Source organism: Chryseolinea serpens, from assembly GCF_900129725.1.
In the GTDB taxonomy this organism is placed as follows: domain Bacteria; phylum Bacteroidota; class Bacteroidia; order Cytophagales; family Cyclobacteriaceae; genus Chryseolinea; species Chryseolinea serpens.
Map to the genome: position 1 here is coordinate 507,373 of NZ_FQWQ01000006.1, position 18,496 is coordinate 525,868.

The 18,496-nt window shown below is 52.4% G+C and carries 13 protein-coding genes; 7 read left to right on the plus strand and 6 right to left on the minus strand.

Going from position 1 to position 18,496, the window contains the following annotated elements; translation table 11 throughout:
* Positions 1–19 precede the first annotated feature (19 nt).
* The gene (locus tag BUB30_RS33685; RefSeq protein ID WP_073143494.1) at positions 20–2,887 is read left to right on the plus strand and encodes an alpha/beta hydrolase family protein; all 2,868 of its coding nucleotides are present in this window, start codon (positions 20–22) and stop codon (positions 2,885–2,887) included.
* 371 nt (positions 2,888–3,258) lie between these two features.
* Here the strand turns inward: BUB30_RS33685 and BUB30_RS33690 are convergent, their stop codons facing one another.
* Positions 3,259–4,992, minus strand: a complete 1,734-nt coding sequence (locus tag BUB30_RS33690; RefSeq protein ID WP_073143291.1) for an alpha/beta hydrolase — start codon at positions 4,990–4,992, stop codon at positions 3,259–3,261.
* A 174-nt stretch (positions 4,993–5,166) separates the two neighbouring features.
* Here BUB30_RS33690 and BUB30_RS33695 point away from each other — a divergent pair, with 174 nt between their 5' ends.
* The gene (locus tag BUB30_RS33695) at positions 5,167–6,039 is read left to right on the plus strand and encodes a hypothetical protein (protein WP_073143292.1); all 873 of its coding nucleotides are present in this window, start codon (positions 5,167–5,169) and stop codon (positions 6,037–6,039) included.
* Positions 6,040–6,095: 56 nt separating this feature from the next.
* On the opposite strand, the gene BUB30_RS33700 is transcribed toward BUB30_RS33695, so the two are convergent.
* The 3 genes from BUB30_RS33700 to BUB30_RS33710 form a co-directional block, all read right to left on the minus strand.
* Positions 6,096–7,433 (minus strand): MATE family efflux transporter, encoded by a 1,338-nt coding sequence (locus tag BUB30_RS33700; RefSeq protein ID WP_073143294.1) that lies wholly within the window; start codon positions 7,431–7,433, stop codon positions 6,096–6,098.
* Positions 7,434–7,533: 100 nt separating this feature from the next.
* Complete coding sequence (locus BUB30_RS33705; RefSeq protein ID WP_073143296.1) at positions 7,534–7,944, minus strand: DUF6691 family protein; 411 nt, start codon at positions 7,942–7,944, stop codon at positions 7,534–7,536.
* Positions 7,941–8,501, minus strand: a complete 561-nt coding sequence (locus tag BUB30_RS33710; RefSeq protein WP_073143298.1) for a YeeE/YedE family protein — start codon at positions 8,499–8,501, stop codon at positions 7,941–7,943. Before BUB30_RS33710 ends, BUB30_RS33705 begins: the two co-directional genes overlap by 4 nt.
* A gap of 128 nt (positions 8,502–8,629) precedes the next feature.
* On the opposite strand from BUB30_RS33710, the gene proC reads away from it, so the two are divergent.
* The 5 genes from proC to BUB30_RS33735 all read left to right on the plus strand — a co-directional run bounded on the left by proC (position 8,630) and on the right by BUB30_RS33735 (position 14,683).
* Entirely contained in the window at positions 8,630–9,427 is a 798-nt protein-coding gene (gene proC / locus BUB30_RS33715; RefSeq protein WP_073143299.1) for a pyrroline-5-carboxylate reductase, read from the plus strand.
* A 62-nt stretch (positions 9,428–9,489) separates the two neighbouring features.
* Positions 9,490–10,803, plus strand: coding sequence for a sensor histidine kinase (locus BUB30_RS33720; protein WP_073143301.1), 1,314 nt, complete (start codon positions 9,490–9,492; stop codon positions 10,801–10,803).
* On the plus strand, positions 10,800–11,168 hold the full coding sequence (locus BUB30_RS33725; RefSeq protein ID WP_073143303.1) for a response regulator: 369 nt from the start codon (positions 10,800–10,802) through the stop codon (positions 11,166–11,168). The genes BUB30_RS33720 and BUB30_RS33725 overlap by 4 nt, the downstream gene beginning before the upstream one ends.
* 146 nt (positions 11,169–11,314) lie before the next feature.
* Positions 11,315–12,583, plus strand: a complete 1,269-nt coding sequence (locus tag BUB30_RS33730; protein ID WP_073143305.1) for a replication-associated recombination protein A — start codon at positions 11,315–11,317, stop codon at positions 12,581–12,583.
* 15 nt (positions 12,584–12,598) lie between these two features.
* Complete coding sequence (locus BUB30_RS33735; protein ID WP_073143307.1) at positions 12,599–14,683, plus strand: vWA domain-containing protein; 2,085 nt, start codon at positions 12,599–12,601, stop codon at positions 14,681–14,683.
* Between the two features lie 540 nt (positions 14,684–15,223).
* On the opposite strand, the gene BUB30_RS33740 is transcribed toward BUB30_RS33735, so the two are convergent.
* Both BUB30_RS33740 and BUB30_RS33745 read right to left on the minus strand, forming a co-directional pair.
* Positions 15,224–17,764: an ATP-dependent Clp protease ATP-binding subunit gene (locus BUB30_RS33740; RefSeq protein WP_073143309.1), complete on the minus strand. Its 2,541-nt coding sequence runs from the start codon at positions 17,762–17,764 to the stop codon at positions 15,224–15,226.
* Positions 17,765–17,868: 104 nt separating this feature from the next.
* Positions 17,869–18,495 (minus strand): WbqC family protein, encoded by a 627-nt coding sequence (locus tag BUB30_RS33745; protein ID WP_073143310.1) that lies wholly within the window; start codon positions 18,493–18,495, stop codon positions 17,869–17,871.
* Position 18,496: the final 1 nt, after the last annotated feature.

An 18,496-nucleotide genomic window follows, 5' to 3' on the forward strand; every position in this document is an offset into this window, starting at 1 on the left:
CTCCAAAAAATTATCACACATGAATAAACTGTTTACGGCAGCGCTTCTCCTGGTGGCCTGCTTGCCACTGTCGGCACAAAAAAAATCCGTTGCCCAACCCAAGAAAGCACTCACGGCCGAGGCCTTTGCGATCTGGAAGGAGATCCCCTACAAAGCCATCAGCCCCGATGGCGGTGTGGTGGCGTTCACCATAAATCCGCAGGACGGCGACGGCAAGGTGGTGTTCTATCATCTGAAAACCAATGCGCAGGACTCTGTTCGCCGCGCTGCCGAAATAAACCTGACGGCCGACAGTAGATATGCCGTATTCAAGATCAAGCCGCCGCTTCAACAAGTAAAAGAATTGCGTCGTCAGAAAAAGAAAAAGGAAGACCTGCCGAAAGACTCGTTGGGTGTTTATTCGTTTGCTTCCCGGAAGACGGAGAAGATCGCGGAAGTGAGGTCCTATAAAATTCCGGAGAAGGTGGGGGGATGGATCGCCTACCAGCTCGAACCCAAAAAAGATGTAAAGCCCAAACCCGAAGACAAAAAGCCGGACGAAAAACCAAAGACCCTGCCCGACACCCTTAAAAAGAAAGAAGTAAAACCCAAACCTGTCAAAAAGAACAACGACACCAACGGCTACACGCTGAAGCTCAAACGGCTTGCCGATGGCAAGGAATTTTCATTTGGCTTTGTAAAAGAGTATGCGCTCGCCAAATATGGCCAGGGCCTGCTCCTGACCACCACCGGCAACGACAGCAGCATGAAGGCGGGGGTTTATTGGTTCGATTTAAAAGAAGAGAAGCTGACCGCATTGCTGGAAGGAAAGAGCAAACAGAAATTCAAAAACCTTTCGATAAACGAAGACGGAACACAAGTTGCCTTTGTCGTCGACCTGGACACGACGAAGGCGCCGCTGCGCTATCCGAAACTTTACTCCTGGAAAACCGGCGAACCCAAAGCCGGCATTCTGGCCGACGAGACATCGGCATCGCTTCCCGCCAAATGGATCGTAAGCGAACACAGCACTCCCTATTTTTCAAAAGACGGAACAAAACTTTATCTCGGCGTGAACCCCCAACCGGTAGTGCAAGACACCACCTTGCTCCCGGAGGAAATTGTGAGCGTCGAGATCTGGAGCGCCCGCGACAGTGTGTTGTATACGCAACAAAATAAACAACTCGAGGCCACGCGCAAACAAGCCTTCGCGGCGGTGGTGCACCTTCAAGATAAAAAGCTGGTCGTGCTGGCCAACAAAGACATCCCCACCATAGCGGTAGCCGATGAAGGCAACGCCAACATCGTCCTGGCCACATCCGACATCAACTATCGGTGGTCCGATTTTTATGATCCCTCCGGGTTCAGCGATGCTTATGTGTTGAACCTTAGTAACGGCGCGCGTCAACCTGTAATCTCAAAAGTCAAGGGGAATCCAAATCTTTCCGCGAAAGCGAAATATGTTTATTGGTTTAACCTCGAGGATACAACGTGGTATAGTTATTCTGTCGCCACGCAAAAGACAGTGGCCCTCACGAAATCGCTGAAGACCTCTTTTGCCGACGAAGAAAACGACACGCCCGACTATTCTCCGGCTTACGGCATTCTCGGTTGGACCGCCAACGATGCCGCGCTGCTGGTGTACGACCGCTATGACATTTGGTCGCTTGACCCCGAAAATAAGATCGCCCCCGTCAATATCACTAAGCTCGGACGGCAACAAAAGCTGGTCTTCCGCTACATTCGCCTGGATCCGGAAGAGCGCTTCATCGACCCGGCGAAGGAACTGCTGTTGTCGGCTTTCAACGAGGACACAAAGCAATCCGGCTACTACAAGCTTTCGCTGAAAGACAACAAGCTCACCAAATTGTTGATGAGCGACCATCGCTACGCCGTTACCACAAAAGCTAAGAACGCAGACAAGCTCATTTTTACGCGCGAAAATTTTCGCGAATTCCCCGACGTTTGGACTTCGGATGTGAACCTTACGGCATCGTCGACCAAAAAACTGTCGGATGCCAACCCCCAGATGAAACAATACAAGTGGGGCACGGTGGAGATCGTGGACTGGGTTTCGCTGGACAACGTTCCGCTGAAAGGGCTCCTGTACAAGCCTGACAATTTCGACGCGTCGAAGAAATATCCCATGATCGTGTACTACTACGAAAAAAACAGCGACGGCATCCATACCTATGTGGCACCGGAGCCGCTGCGCTCGTCGGTGAACCGGTCGATGTATGTGAGCAACGACTACATCATTTTCGTCCCCGACATTGTTTACCGCATTGGCTATCCCGGCCAGAGCGCGTACAACTGCATTATGCCTGGCGTCACAAAATTGCTTTCGCTGGGTTTTGTGGATGAAAAAAATGTGGGCCTGCAAGGTCACAGCTGGGGTGGCTATCAAACGGCCTATCTCGTCACGCGCACCAACTTCTTCAAAGCCGCCGAGGCCGGAGCCGTGGTGTCGAACATGGTGAGTGCGTATGGCGGCATCCGTTGGGAGACGGGCTTGAGCCGGATGTTTCAGTATGAACATTCACAAAGCCGCTTGGGCGCCACTCTATGGGAGAAGCCGCTGCTCTACGTGGAAAACTCACCCATCTTTTTTGCCGACAAGATCGAAACACCCCTGTTGCTGCTGCACAACGACGCCGACGGCCACGTGCCCTGGTACCAGGGAATTGAAATGTACATGGCCCTGCGCCGTCTCAACAAGCCGGCCTGGATGCTCAACTACAACGGCGAACCCCACTGGCCCGTGAAACGCGAAAACCGCATCGACTTCCAGATCCGGATGGGCCAGTTCTTCGATCACTACCTGAAAGGCGCACCCATGCCCGAGTGGATGCGCAAAGGAATACCCGCCGTGGAAAAAGGTATCAACAAGGGTTACTCGACAAAATAATTGTTAATGAGTTGTTAAGCGCGTGTGCGCGTGGTGCCGGGCATTTCACCTCAGCATACACTTTCGGCGGTTCAGTTGTCGGAATGGACGGGTCATTGAAAATTTGTGGGTGGGCTCCAACCTTTCCACTACTTTTCGTGTCTAGAAATTATGACCCTCGTGCACATGTTTACAAAACGCAGAATTTTATTGATCCTTGGGATTGTTGTAGCCATCATGGTTGGGCTTTACACCGGCCTTTTTGGAATGACCATGCCTTAAAAATGGGATACGCGCCCGCTTCATTAAGCTGGCAAATCGTCTTTGCCAATCCCTGAAATCCTTTATATATGAAATAAGAAAGCCGGCCTTGTAGCCGGCTTTCGTGTTTTTTAATAGCGCCAACTCTTTGTGTCGGCGCCTTTGGGTGCGCTTTCCTGGATGCGCTTCAATATTTTTGGCAGGTACATGGTGTTGTAGCGAAGGCGTGAAACGTAGTTGGGATTTTCGTGGTCGCCGTTCCAGCAATGTTCGGCGCGGTCGCCATAGTCCACCTCGCCGTTGTAGAAAGGGTTGTTGGTCTTCTTGAGGAAATCCTCCATGAGGTAGACAGCGTTGTTGAGATAATAGTTGTCCATATCACCACAGTAGATATGGATCTTTCCTTTCAGTTTGGGACCCAGCGTAGCCCAATCGCGTTGCAGAATATAGCGAAGATCGTAGTGCTCTTTCCAGTAAGCTGCCACCTCCGGATCGATCTCGCCGGTCAATTTGTCGAAGATGCGTTTCGGATAGCCGTCTTCTCCCTGAGGTGAATACACCGCCTCCCAAATGTCCCACTGCTGCCCGGACCGCGACTTGGTGCCGAGGGCCAGCTCCAGGTGGTTGCTTTCTTCCATGGTCGATTGGATCTGGCCGAGGTAGTTCCGGTGAGAGGGTTTTGGCAATTTCTTGAAGGGCGCGTCATACCAATAGGCGTTCTTGTCTTTGTAGATGTTCACCAGGCAGTAGGCACGGAAGTCGATGGGGTCGGGGCACGCCGCAAAGCAGCCGTTGAAATCGTCGGGGTAGAACATTTGCACGGCCAGCGCTTCCCAGCCGCCAGTAGACCCCCCGTAGGTGAAACGCGCCCACCCCTGGCCAATGCCACGGAATTGTTTTTCGATCTCCGGCACAAGCTCTTTCATGATGGCATCGCCATAGGGCCCCAGGTTGGCAGAGTTCACGGCATAGGAGTCGTCGTAGTATGGATTGGCATGTTGGATCTCTACAATAAGGAAGCGGGGAAAATTTTTGCTTTTCCATTGTTGGTGGAAGTTGTAGGCTTCCTGTTGCTGGAATTTGTTATAACCATAAATGCCGAAACGGGCGACATAGTCGGTGGTGTCCATCTTCGGATCGGGCGGGGTCTCGCTGAAGCCCCCGAAGTCGGCGGGAAAATGGCCGTGATAGATCATGAGCGGGTAGTGCGCGTTGGGGTGCTCGTCAAAGCCTTCGGGAAGGAGCACGTTGGCGCCGAGATACATGGGCTTGCCCCAGAACTCCGTCAACAACTTGCTTTGGATTTTGATGTGCTTGATATAGCGCGTGTCCTTTGGTGGTTCGATGGGCGCGATCTTTTGATCCATCACCAGCTTCACCGTTTGTGGTTTGGCGGGATCGATGTTGACTTCAATGGGCTTGCTATAAAAATTTCCCGGTTTGCTTTGCCATTGCTGGCCTTCACCCTGGTCGGGGGGAAGCTTCACGGTGTGGCCCGTTTTCAGATGAAAGGTTTCGTAGCGGTTGATGAGCGCCTGTGCGAAATATTTTCCTCCGGGAACGTCGGCCAGACTACGCTTGGGGAATCCGAAGGCCGATGCATCGATCGTGATCTCGTCGCCGGGCTTCATGCCTTCCACGTCCACGCCAAAAATGAGTTGGGCGTTCAGGCCGTCGCCAATTTGCGTGCGGGGCTCCGAGGCGTTGTTGTTGGCCAGCATCAGCAGTAGCCGGCCGTCCTGGGCCTGGTCGCTCATTTCTTTGGTGAAGGAGATCGTAAATTTTGGAACAGAAGCGCCCGGGGGCGAGGAGCATTGTTGGGTGGCGAGGACCACCGCGAACAACAGAATAAGTTTTGCACGCATGACAGCTCAGGTTAGGTATGGAAAATAGACCATGGGCGCGACAATTCCAATGCATGTTCCACGGGTGGGGAAGTGGCCGGCATCCGGCAACGATTACTGATGATTTGTTAACAAAAAGTACTTCGAATTGCCTGGGGAAATTCCTTTCTTCGTGCCTTACTTAGCGATTGCGTGATGAAGCATGTTCTTTTTGTGTTGATGATCCTGGTGATCTCCTGCCACAGCCGCACCCCCACTCAAAATGCTACCTACGCTTTTATGCCACCCAAGCGCCTGGCCGAACTCACCCACGAGAAACTGAGCGAGCTGTCGGGCCTCGTGGCCAGCCGCAAACATCCCGGCTTGTTGTGGACCCACAACGACAGCGGCAATGGAGCGGAGATCTTTCTGGTCGATACAACCCTTCACCTGAAGCTCACCTGCATACTGCCCGCCTACAACCGCGACTGGGAAGACATCGCCGTAGGCCCCGGACCCGACCCGACAAAGTCGTATGTCTATGTGGGCGACATTGGCGACAACGACGCTATCTATCCCCTCAAATACATCTACCGTTTTGAAGAGCCCGATCTGAATCCAAAAAAAATCGCCCGGATCACGGCGCTCGACACCATCACGTTCCGCCTGGCCGATGGGCAGAAAGATTCCGAAGCGTTGATGATCGATCCGAAGAGCAAGAGTCTTTATGTCGTGTCTAAGCGCGAGAAACCGGTGTATGTGTACGAGCTACCCTTCCCGCAGTCGACCACGGATACGCTAGTTGCGCAGCGAAAAATCTCCCTGCCGATCACACAGATCGTATCCGCCAGCATCTCCTCTAAAGGAGACGAGATCCTGATGAAGAACTACGAACACATCTACTACTGGAAAGCAAAACAAGACGAGTCAATTGAGAAGGCCCTGGCCAGAGTTCCTAACGAAGTCGACTACGATCCGGAGCCTCAGGGCGAGGCCATCACTTGGTCGGCTAACGGTTCTGGATTCTATACGATCAGCGAGCGCACGCTGGGTAAAAAAGTGTATCTGTATTTTTATAAGCGAAAATAAATGCAGAACCGCCCGCTTTCGCTAAAGCTTCAGCGGGCGAAGCTTTAGCGAAGCGGTTAAATTTTCTTTCCCCTCCACTTACCCGACTTCATATAGAAGAACGACATACTAAACAAACACGCCCAATACACCCACTCCGAAGCCCATCCATACGTAATCGGTAAATTCAAATACTCCAGCACTACAAAAATGTAGATACAGTAAACGATGATGGTAATAAACTCAATCGAAAGATTGATCACCGTATTTCCTGTTCCCGTCACCGCATTTAGCCATACCGTGGAAAAGCCCATCATGATCACCGCGACCGAAACCACACGCACCACCGGCAAGGCGTGTTGCACAAAGACATCACCCTGGTTGTAAAACGACAGGAACCACTCGGGAAACAGGTTCAGTAAAAGGCTAATCACCACCGCAAAGCAAGTGCTGATGCCCATGATGCGCCGGATCAATCCCAACACCTCATCCTGCCGCCCCTGACCGATAATGTTGCTCACCATCGTGTTGGTGGTAGAAGCAAACGCCCACGCAAAAGTGCCCGACAATCCGAAGATGTTCCGCATGGTGTTGGAAATGGCCAGCGCCTCGGGACCATGGTGTTCGATGAGTACATAAAAGAACTCCCAGCTGATAATGCTGATGGCATATTGCAGAATGAGCGGCGAGGATTGCACCAGGATCAATTTGATGACCTTCATATCGAACGCCGTCTGCGCGCTAAAGGCAAATGCCCGGTGAATGCCCCTGAAATGAATGACCGCATAGATCACCAGCAGCCCCGTGCCCTCGGCAATGATGGAAGCATAGGCCGCGCCATTAAAACCCAGCCTCGGCAACCCGAAATGGCCATAGATGAAACCATAGTCCAGGAAGATGTTGGTGACCGTCTCTGCCAACGTTCCCCATACGAGTAGCCGCGTTTGGTTGGTGCCCACCAACAAGGCGTTGCGCATCACGTAGAGATAAAGCAAGGGCAACCCCCAGATACGCTTCAGCAGGAAATCAATCGACATCGACGAGATGTCGGCGTCGTGAATCACCGCGGTGAGAATGAGCGGGGCAAACAAATAGGTGATCGCGATGCCCGCGGCGGCAAAGAACAACGCCAGCCACACGCCGTGAAAGAACAAGCGTCCGATCTCTTCCGGCAGATTTTGTCCGGCACGGCGCGCGATGAGCGCTTGCAGGCCGTTGTTGAGCCCGTTGCCGATCACGGCAAAGATGAGATAGAACACCCCGGTGATGCCGGCGGCCGCCAATTCTTTTTCGCCCAGGCCGCTGAGGAAAATGTTGTTGGTGATGAAGTTGATCTGAGGCACAAAGATGGCCAGCGAGATGGGCAACGCCATCCCGAGAATTTGCCGGTAGCCGGTTTGTAGCTTCAGTTCCATGTGAAAGGGTGTGGTGAAGTGAGTGGTCTACCTCTTACGACAAAAGCCGCGCGAAGGTTAAGACTTTTTTTGAATCCGCTAAAGCGGATACGTGTCGCTTCTAGCTGGGGAGATACGGTTGCAACCGGGCATAGACCCAAGTGCCTGCCAGGGCAGAGACGAACGTAATGATCGTCACCAGGTACCCTGCGCCCACTTGCGCGTACAAAGGTCCCGGGCATGCCCCCGTAAACGCCCATCCAAAACCAAAGATCAGTCCGCCGGGGATGATGCCGCGGTGATACGGTTTCACGGGCGCGTCGATCAGCTGACCGTCGGCGCTGTGCAGCTGGAGCTTCCGGATGATCCACAGCGACAATGCCGCCACGGGCACGGCCGTCATGAAGATGCCATACATGTGAAAGCTCTGAAAATGAAACATCTCCTGGATCCGATACCACGAAATGGCTTCACCTTTTGTAAGGGCCAGCCCGAAGACAATCCCCACCAACGCATATTTCAAATTCTTCATAGCGCCAGGACGTAGGGTAAAACAAAATAGCTGAACAAGATGCCACCCAAAAAGAACGACATCGTTGCCAACAGCGACGACCACTGCAACGCCGCCAGTCCCATGATGCCATGGCCCGACGTGCAGCCCCGGGCGTAGCGCGTGCCAAAGCCAACCATGAAGCCGCCCACCACCATGAGGAGGAAACCTTTTACAGAAAGTAACGTGTGCCAGTTAAATAACTCCACCGGCATCAGGCCATCAAGATTTTCTATGCCTTGCCGATGCAACAGATCTACCGTGGCGGGCGCCAGATGGGTGGGCTCCGGGTTGGCAAACAGCGTTCCGCCAACGAAGCCACCGATCAAAATGCCGGCTACCAGGAAAAGATTCCAGCTGTCTTTCTTCCAGTCGTAGTGCAGGAAGGGGATCTTGGCCGGGTAGCAAGCCGCACAGATCTGCCGAAGCGTCGAGGAAACGCCCAGCTTTTTGTTGCCCATGAGCAGGAGCGCGGGAACGGAGAGCCCGATGATGGGGCCGGCGACATACCAGGGCCAGGGTCTATAGAGGAAATCCATGCGGTTTGAATTTAAATCCGGGAGAAAGTTACGATAGCAAGTTAAAGTATTTTAATTTTCATGCCCTCTCGCCGACGCATGAAACGAAGGCGGGATGTCATCGACAGATATGTAACGCAGAAGAGGAAATGAAAAATTCAAAGATCGCCATCATCGGAGGTGGAAATTTAGGAGCCGCCATTGCTGAGGGGCTCATCAAAAGCAAGTTTGTGGCTGCTGGGAACATTACCGTGACCCGCCGCAATATCGAAGCGCTGCAACCCTTGAAGACGCTGGGCGTGAACATCACCAACGACAATGCTGCGGCCATCCGCGACAGCGATGTGATCATCGTGGCCCTCAAGCCCTACAACGTTCGCGAAGTGCTGGGCGGGCTGAAAGAAAATTTCAAACCGTCGAAACACATCGTCATCAGCGTGGTCACGGGCGTGCTCATCAAAGACCTGGCCGAGATCATCGACAACGGCGTGCCCCTGTTCCGGGCCATGCCCAACACGGCCATTGCCATACAAGAATCCGTGACCTGTCTCTGCCAACAGGGCGCATCGGAAGAACAAGTGGAATATGTGACCGACCTGTTCAGCCAGTTGGGTGTCTCCATCAGCATCGACGAGAAATTGATGGATGCGGCCACCGTGCTGGGTGCCTGCGGCATAGCCTATGCCTTGCGATTTATCCGCGCCTCCACACAGGGCGGTATCCAAATCGGGTTCGACGCGAAGACCGCCAACCTGATTGCAGCGCAGACGGTGAAGGGCGCCGCCGAACTTTTGCTAAAACTCAACAGACATCCGGAAGAAGAGATCGATAAAGTGACCACACCCAAAGGCTGTACCATTGCGGGGCTGAATGAAATGGAGCACCAGGGTTTCAGTTCCTCGCTCATCAAGGGCATCGTCGTCTCCTACGATAAGATCGGGAAGTAGAGGCTTGTATAACTCCACTTCACCATGAACGTGCAGGGCACTTTGGTGTATTATTGACAGACATGAATTTTCTTCGTGAATATTTTATCGGGGACTATCTCCGATCCGAGCCGGACGTGCTGAAACAGGCCAGCATCCGGCTGGTGTTCAACATTGTCTTGCTTTCCGTGCTTTGCATGGTGCTTGTCTTTTTTGTCTACCTGGCGGAGGGCTTTCACTACCAGCTCATCAAAACCATCGTGCTGATCGTGCTGTTCTCGTCGGCGTTGTTTTATATCCGCGCCGTCCGGTCCATCACCGTCATCAGCCACATCCTGGTGCTCGTCTCGTGGGCCAACGACGTCATCAACATTTACCTGTTCGATGACTTCACATTTTTTATTGCGATGATCGCCATCTGCAATATCATTTTTGCTTTTCATACGCTGGGGAGCAAAGCGGGCATCTTTTATTCGGCATTGCATTTCATCCCCATCTTTATCCACCAGTTCGGAAAATACAGGGGATATCAAATGGGGTCGCGCACACCCCAACAGTTGGTCTTCCTGGAAGTGATGGTCACGTTGTTCATCGTCACCTTTATCATCTGCTACATGGTGTATCACTATCACCGGGCATTCGAAGTGGCCAAGAGCAGTATCCGCCGCTCGGTGGAGGATCTGCAAAAGGCCAAAGAGCTGGCGGAGGAGATGAACCGTTTGAAAACGAATTTCCTTTCCAACATGTCGCACGAGATCCGCACGCCCATCAACGGCATCCTCGGCATCAGCCAGGTGATTGAAATGGAGACGGAGAATGAAGAGATCCGGCATTATGTGCAGTTGCAACAACAAAGTGGTCGCCGCTTGTTGAACACCATCACCAGCATCCTGGAGCTTTCGCGCATCGAAGCGGAAAGAAGACAACTTACCCTGAACGTGATCGACGTGAACAAACTCGTGCGCGACTGCATGAACTCGCTGGAGTCGATGGCGAAGAACAAGGGTCTGCAATTTACGTTCTATCCTTACCATGAATTGTTGCAATGCCTTTCCGACGAGACCATGTTGTACCAGGTGGTGAACAACGTGGTGGGGAACGCCATCAAGTTCACAAGCAAAGGGAAGGTTCAGGTCTACACAGAACGCATCAAAACCAAGATCCACATCCGCGTGAGCGATACGGGCATAGGGATCTCGGAGGAATTTTTGCCGCGGATCTTCAACTCGTTCGAACAGGAAAGTTCTGGCCGCAGCCGTCATTTTGAAGGGTCGGGTCTGGGTCTTTCCATCTCACGCAAGTACATCGAACTGCTGGGGGGCGAGATCCTCGTGCAATCGGTAAAGGACCAGGGCAGCCAGTTCGAAATCGTTTTACCATCCTATAAAAAATCATGAAAAAAAAGGTCCTGTATGTCGAGGATGACGCCATCAATGCCCTGGTGATGAAAAAATTGCTCGGCACGCACTACGATGTAAGTCACACGCCCGACGGCGAGACCTGCCTGGCCCTGCTCGCCACCGAGCCGTTCGACATGATCCTGATGGACATCAACCTGGGCCATGGCCAAATGAACGGTGTGGAGATCCTCCATGCCATAAAAAACAACCCTACCACCGCCGGTATCACCGTCATCGCCGTCACCTCCTATGCCTTACCCGAAGACGAACAGCGATTCCTGCAGGAAGGGTTTAGCGACTACCTGGCCAAGCCCGTGGATCGGAAATTGTTGCTCGATACCCTTCATCAATATTTGGGATAGGCCCTCGTTTTCTCTCTCCACTTTTCCGTAATTTCAAAACTTTAAAAAGGTCCTTCCGGGTAAATTTTCCGGCGAAGTTTTCGTTTCCAGGAAGGCGCAAACACCACGGAAACTGTTATTACGTTCAATCCAAAAAATAGCCAGCCATGCTAACGTCCACACGACCGCCCCTTGCCGAGCGTATGCGCCCCAGGAAACTGGATGAGCTGGTGGGACAGGAACATCTTACGGGCCCTACGGGCGTGATCCGCAGGGCCATTCAAACCGGCAGCATCCCCTCCATGATCCTTTGGGGACCTCCAGGAGTGGGCAAGACCACCATCGCCAATATTATTGCCAACGAGGTGAAAAAACCTTTCCACACCCTCAGCGCCATCAATTCGGGTGTAAAAGATATCCGGGAGGTCATCGACAAAGCCAAGCTGTCGCCGCGTTCTATTTTATTTATCGATGAAATTCACCGCTTCAATAAAAGCCAGCAGGACGCCTTGCTGGGGGCTGTTGAAAAAGGAACCATCACCCTGATTGGTGCAACCACCGAGAATCCGTCGTTTGAAGTGAACTCGGCGTTGCTTTCGCGATGCCAGGTCTATACCCTTCGGCCGTTAGGTGAAGACCAACTCATGGAGCTGGTGAACCAGGCCTTGCAACGCGACGATGAATTGAAGCAACGCAAAGTAGAAGTTCGCGAACACCAGGCCCTGCTGAATATTTCCGGTGGCGATGGCCGCAAACTCTTGAACCTGGTCGAATTGATCTGCGACTCTGTTTCCGGCGACGTGGTCATCACCGACGACCTGGTGATGGAGTTGGCCCAAAAACATATCGCCATCTACGACAAAAGCGGCGAGCAGCATTACGATATCATTTCAGCATTCATCAAATCCATCCGCGGCAGCGACCCGAATGCTGCGGTATATTATCTGGCGCGCATGGTGGAAGGTGGCGAAGACGTGAAGTTCATCGCGCGCCGCATGGTGATCCTTGCCTCGGAAGACATCGGCAACGCCAACCCCACGGCCCTGGTGATGGCTACCAACACTTTCCAGGCGGTGAATGTGATTGGCTATCCTGAAGCGCGTATCATTCTGTCGCAATGCGCGGTCTATCTCGCCAGTTCACCCAAAAGCAACGCCAGCTATGAGGCGATAAACAAGGCGATGCAGGTCATTCAACAGACGGGCGACCTGCCCGTGCCGCTCGCCATACGCAACGCGCCCACCAAGCTGATGAAAAATATGGACTATGGGAAAGGCTATCAATATGCCCATAGCTACGATGGAAACTTCGTGTCCATGGAATTTTTGCCCGACGAACTGAAAGGCACAAAATTTTACGATCCCGGCAACAATGCGCGTGAAGAAGAACTAAGAAAGTATCTTCGCACACGCTGGAAAGAAAAATACGGCTACTAGTTCTTAAATTCAGACATGCACCAACAACGCGTCATATTCGAATCATCGCCCGCCTACATCCTCGTTTGCGTGATCCTCGCATTGGGTTTTGCATTCCTGTTGTATCGCACCGAGCACCCGTGGAGCAAAACATGGAACCGCCTGCTCTTTGCCGGCCGGGCCGTGCTTTCTTTTTTCCTCATGTTTTTGCTGTTGGGGCCGGTGGTGAAACAGATCAGCAATCTTTTTGAGAAACCGCTTTTCCTGGTGGTCTACGATAATTCGGTGTCGATCAAAGAGACCACCGATACCACCACATTGAAACAGTTGCAGGCCCGCGTGAAGGAAACCGAAACGTTATTGGTGGAGAAAGGCTATGAGACCCGGACCACAGACCTGGCTGGAAATGAAATTGAGAAGCCGGCCTATACCAGTCCCGTGTCGGATTTGGGTGGAGCGTTGAAGAAGATCGTGAACCGTTTCGAGGGCAGTCGCATTGGCGGTGTCATCCTGGTATCGGATGGGATCTACAATGCGGGGTTATCGCCTTTGTATGCTTCGTATAACTTCCCCGTGTACACCATCGGCGTAGGCGATACGCTGGAGCGAACCGACGTGCTCATCAAGAACATTGCCTACAACAAGATCGTCTACCAGGGAAATAAATTTCCGGTGCATGTCGAGGTGATGGTGAAGAACCTTCCCCCGCAAACCATCAAAGTGTCGCTGCTGCAAGGTGGCAAAGTGTTGGAAACGCAATCGAAAGCCTACAAATCGGAGAGCCTGTTGAGCTACGATTTCCAACCGCTGGCTAACGACCAGGGCATTCAAAAGCTGGACGTTCAGGTGGAACTGAAAGAAGGAGAAGTGAATGCAAGGAACAACCGGTCGTCAATTTTTGTGGAGGTAGTGGAGGGCAAGAAGAAGATCCTGGTCGTCGCCCCCTCGCCACACCCCGACATCAAAGCGTTGCGCGAGGTGATCGATAAAAATCCCAACTACGAATTTCTGCTGCACATTCCCGGCGTGGAAGAACAACCCGCCAGCGTTTTGCGCCCCGATCAAATTGACCTGGCCATCTTCCATCAGTCGCCCGATATGCGGGGCAAGACGCGCGACCTGTTTCAACAGTTCGCGGCCAGCCCCACGGCGCTGTTCCTCATCCTGGGCATTCAATCGGACTTGCAGCTCATCACCAAACAAAACATGCCCGTCAGATTCGAGGCACCTCCCCGCGACTATGATGAGGTGACCCCGGCCACCAATGCGGCCTTCTCTCATTTTCTTATTTCGGCCGAAACCAACACGATCATGTCCAACTATCCCCCCGTGTCGGTGCATTTTGGAAAAATCAGGATTCCGCCAACAGCTACTCCGTTGCTCTTTCAGAAAGTGGGAAGTGCGACCACCGAGAAGCCATTGCTTTTGGTGGACGTAGAAAACAGCCGCAAGATCGCTGTCATGCTGGGCGAGGGGCTGTGGCGCTGGAAGCTGAACGAGTTCGACCGCAGCGAAAACTCACAAGCCTTCGACGAGGTGTTCAGTAAGCTGATGCAATACCTCAGCACCTCCGACGACAAACGCAAATTCAGAAGCTACCCCATCCAACAGGAGTTCTCCGACACCGAATCGGTCGTCTTCGAAAGCCAGGTCTACAACGACATCTTTGAACCCATCTACGGCAACGCCATCGACATCGACCTCACCGACGAAGCGGGCAAACGAACCAAATACGCCTACACCACCAGCCCCGGCAACATCCGCTACCAGATTGGCGGCCTCAAAGAAGGCGTTTACCGCTACACCTCCAAAACCGTCCTCGAAGGAAAAGCCGAGCAGGTCCGCGGCCAATTCGCCGTGGTGCAACGCCAGGCCGAACTCCAAAACCTCACTGCCGACTTCGACCTGCTGCGAAAACTCTCGGCAAGCTCGGGCGGCAAGTTCTATCAGGCATCAAAAATGGAATCGCTCAAATCCGAACTGAGCAAGACGGAAGCGAAGAGTATCATCCACTCGGAAGAATCGTATCACTCCCTCATCAACCTGAAATGGATCTTCTGGGTCTTGCTGATGATGGTGAGTCTGGAGTGGTTCGCGAGGAAATTCTTTGGGAGCTATTGAATATGTTCCACGCTAAAGGTCAGGGCTAAAGCCCTGGATTAGGAGAGACGTGTAACCCCGGCCTAAAGGCCGGGGTTATTCATTTGGACGAGTCGAATGGACGTGGACGTCCAGAAGGGCCAGAGAGCAATGATCTATGAAACTCCGGTCTTTAGTAGCTCGACCTTCGTGATCCGGACTTTTTATTGACTCGGATCTCCATCAACCTTTAGCAACTTGATCTTATCGACTCCGCCCTTTGTAGCCCCCGTCTTTAGCGACCTGATCTTATCAATCCCGGCCTTTGCAACCCCGTCTTTAAGTTGATCTTATCGACTTCCGGCTTTTGTACGCCCGTCTTTAGTAACTTGATTTTTTAGATGACTCTGATCTTTAGTAACCCCGGCCTTTAGGCCGGGGTTAACGGACACATGCTGAAAGGGCTTTAGCCCTGACCGAGGATACTGCGCACTTATCTCGGTGGTCCGCCACGAGAATGTAGTACACAAAAAAAGGCACTCTCACGAGTGCCTTTTCCTATTGGGAAGTGTGTGTATTCGATTACTCTTTTTTCTCCTTAGACGAAGCTTTCGCTTTTTTCACTTTGATGGTGAGCACGTCGCCCTTGCCATCGTAGTCGGCCAGGATGGTGCCGCCTTCTTCTACTTCGCCTTTCAGGATCTCTTCCGCTACCGGGTCTTCGAGATATTTCTGAATGGCTCTGTTCAAAGGACGAGCGCCGAATTGATGATCGTATCCTTTTTCGGCCAGGAAGTCTTTCGCTTTCTCGGTCAGCTCCACGTTGTAGCCGATCTGGATGATGCGATCGAACAGCTTCTTCAGCGTGAGGTCGATGATCTTGTGGATGTTCTCGCGTTGCAGCGAGTTGAACACGATGATGTCATCTAACCGGTTGAGGAACTCGGGGCTGAAGGCACGCTTCAAAGCATTTTGAATGGTGGTCTTCATGTGCTCCTCGTCGCTCTCGCGCTTGGCGGCGGTGGAGAAACCAATGCCCGATCCGAAATCTTTCAGGTCACGCACCCCGATGTTGGAGGTCATGATGATGATCGTATTGCGGAAGTCCACTCTGCGGCCTAAACCATCGGTAAGAATACCGTCGTCCAGCACTTGCAGCAGGATGTTGAACACATCCGGGTGAGCTTTTTCGATTTCGTCCAGCAACACTACGGAGTAGGGCTTGCGTCTCACCTTTTCGGTAAGCTGTCCGCCTTCTTCGTAACCCACGTAGCCGGGAGGGGCACCCACGAGACGCGATACGGAGAATTTCTCCATGTACTCGCTCATGTCGATGCGGATCAATGAATCTTCTTTGTCGAACAAGTAGGTGGCCAGCACCTTGGCCAATTCCGTTTTACCCACGCCGGTAGGTCCGAGGAAGATGAAGGAACCGATGGGTTTCTTCGGATCTTTCAAGCCTACGCGTGTGCGCTGGATGGCCTTGGTCAATTTCTTGATGGCTTCTTCCTGACCGATCACCCGGTTGTTCAGCTCATCGGCCATGCTGAGGAGCTTGTTGCTTTCTTTCTGGGCGATGCGGTTGGTGGGGATGCCCGTCATCATACCGATCACATCCGCAACATTTTCTTCGTTGACGGTGTATTTCTCGGTGCGGGTTTTTTCTTCCCACTTGATCTTCGCGTTGTCGAGTTGCTCGATGAGTTTCTTTTCGCGATCGCGGAGTTGAGCAGCCTCTTCGTACTTCTGGCTTTTCACTACGCGATTCTTTTCTTTCTTCACCTCTTCGATCGCCTCTTCAAACTTCACGATGTCGTCGGGCACGTGGATGTTGTTGATGTGTACGCGCGCTCCGGCTTCATCCAGCACGTCGATGGCTTTGTCGGGCAGATACCGGTCGCTGATGTAGCGGTCGGAAAGCTTCACGCAAGCTTCGATGGCTTCCTTGGTATAGATCACATGGTGGTGATCTTCGTATTTTTCCTTGATGTTGTCCAGGATCTGGATGGTCTCTTCCGGTGTGGTGGAATCGATCATCACCATCTGGAAACGACGGGCGAGGGCGCCGTCTTTCTCAATGTACTGTCTGTATTCGTCCAGCGTGGTGGCGCCAATGCATTGGATCTCGCCCCGGGCCAGTGCCGGTTTGAACATGTTGGAGGCGTCCAGCGAACCGGAAGCGCCACCGGCACCTACGATGGTGTGGAGCTCGTCGATGAACAGGATCACGTCGGGTGATTTTTCCAATTCGTTCATGACGGCCTTCATTCTTTCTTCGAATTGGCCGCGGTATTTCGTACCGGCAACCAGGGATGCCAGATCCAGGGTCACCACACGCTTGCCAAACAATACGCGGGAAACTTTTTTCTGGATGATGCGCAGGGCCAGGCCTTCTGCGATGGCAGTTTTACCTACACCGGGCTCGCCGATAAGGATGGGGTTGTTTTTCTTGCGGCGGGAGAGGATCTGCGCCACGCGCTCGATTTCCTTTTCCCGGCCCACGATGGGATCGAGTTTGTTGTCTTCGGCCAGGCGAGTCAGGTCGCGGCCAAAGTTGTCGAGTACCGGCGTTCTGGATTTTTCCGTTCCTTTTTTCTCTTTGCCGGGAGCGCCCGCGCCACCTGCTCCAAAGATTTTCGAGGAATCGTCATCCGGATCGTCAGTATCCTGGGAGGCCATAGGGCCTTCGTTTTGATATTCTAACATTTCTTTCACGGTCTCGTAGTTTACGTCAAACTTATTGAGAATTTGGGTGCCCAGGTTGTCCTGATCACGGAGTATGGAAAGGAGGAGATGTTCGGTGCCGATGAGTTGGGCCTTGAAGATCTTGGCTTCCAGGTAGGTGATCTTTAACACTTTTTCGGAAGCCTTCGTGAGCGGAATGTTCGCGAGGTTTTTGATCTGGTGTGTAGCCGTACCTTTGGAAATTTTTTCGATCTCGTTACGCAATTCATCCAGCGGCACACCCAGCTTTTTCAGCACCCCTACGGCCACGCCTTCGCCTTCCCGTACCATGCCCAAAACCAGATGCTCCGTCCCGATGTAATCATGCCCAAGGCGCAACGCTTCTTCCCGGCTCAGTGAGATAACTTCCTTGACCCGATTGGAAAATTTAGCTTCCATAGAGAAAGTTTAATGATGGTTAATGTAAATGTAAAGTATTTTGTGTGTTCAATGCTATTGAATCCTGAAGATTTAAATAGAAACGTCTGCCGCTTTTTATTTGTTCATTTTGCCGTTGTGGATAGTTGAACAATCGTTGCGGCTTTGGGCCCCTCACAAAAGATCAGGTCAACGAGACTCAGGTTCTCTGCAAACGCATTGCCAAATACTTGGTAATAACGTGCCGGATGGTAAAATCTGCTAAGATTCACCGCTTTCTTCGGGTTTATGACCGATCGCAGGTCTGAAATAGGTTGGTCGGGTGCAGGGTTGTACGACAAACTTGCCTCTACTGACACATCCCAGTTCAACCACTTGAGACACATTGACAGCAAATCGCGATTGAGGTCATAGAGAAACTCCTGTTTTCTGAACAAAATCTTCTCCAGGTCGTGACTATAATGTTCAAAAAAGGGCGCCTTGCCATAAGCCGACCGCAGGGTGCGCCAGTGGTTGTTGAGCCACTTCTGTGAATGGTCTATCCGCACCTCCGCGATGGGCACCTTGCCATGCTTGGCCGTGAGCGGCACAATGAGCGCCTCCCGTCCATGTACCGAATTGATGTAACACCGGTTGCGGTAGGTCTGCTTTTCGTAGTGCTCGTACTTTTCCAGGATGATTTTCTTCGCGGGCCGCAGGGCTGCAAAGTAGGCGATGGACGGAAGATACTGGGCTTCGATGAGGGTGGTCAAA

What these genes read in the sequence shown, in the direction of transcription:
- BUB30_RS33740 (WP_073143309.1), bottom strand. Translation starts at nt 17,764, where the DNA reads ATGGAAGCTAAATTTTCCAATCGGGTCAAGGAAGTTATCTCACTGAGC.
- BUB30_RS33685 (WP_073143494.1), top strand. Translation starts at nt 20, where the DNA reads ATGAATAAACTGTTTACGGCAGCGCTTCTCCTGGTGGCCTGCTTGCCA.
- BUB30_RS33725 (WP_073143303.1), top strand. Translation starts at nt 10,800, where the DNA reads ATGAAAAAAAAGGTCCTGTATGTCGAGGATGACGCCATCAATGCCCTG.
- proC (WP_073143299.1), top strand. Translation starts at nt 8,630, where the DNA reads ATGAAAAATTCAAAGATCGCCATCATCGGAGGTGGAAATTTAGGAGCC.
- BUB30_RS33710 (WP_073143298.1), bottom strand. Translation starts at nt 8,501, where the DNA reads ATGGATTTCCTCTATAGACCCTGGCCCTGGTATGTCGCCGGCCCCATC.
- BUB30_RS33720 (WP_073143301.1), top strand. Translation starts at nt 9,490, where the DNA reads ATGAATTTTCTTCGTGAATATTTTATCGGGGACTATCTCCGATCCGAG.
- BUB30_RS33705 (WP_073143296.1), bottom strand. Translation starts at nt 7,944, where the DNA reads ATGAAGAATTTGAAATATGCGTTGGTGGGGATTGTCTTCGGGCTGGCC.
- BUB30_RS33735 (WP_073143307.1), top strand. Translation starts at nt 12,599, where the DNA reads ATGCACCAACAACGCGTCATATTCGAATCATCGCCCGCCTACATCCTC.
- BUB30_RS33730 (WP_073143305.1), top strand. Translation starts at nt 11,315, where the DNA reads ATGCTAACGTCCACACGACCGCCCCTTGCCGAGCGTATGCGCCCCAGG.
- BUB30_RS33695 (WP_073143292.1), top strand. Translation starts at nt 5,167, where the DNA reads ATGAAGCATGTTCTTTTTGTGTTGATGATCCTGGTGATCTCCTGCCAC.
- BUB30_RS33700 (WP_073143294.1), bottom strand. Translation starts at nt 7,433, where the DNA reads ATGGAACTGAAGCTACAAACCGGCTACCGGCAAATTCTCGGGATGGCG.
- BUB30_RS33690 (WP_073143291.1), bottom strand. Translation starts at nt 4,992, where the DNA reads ATGCGTGCAAAACTTATTCTGTTGTTCGCGGTGGTCCTCGCCACCCAA.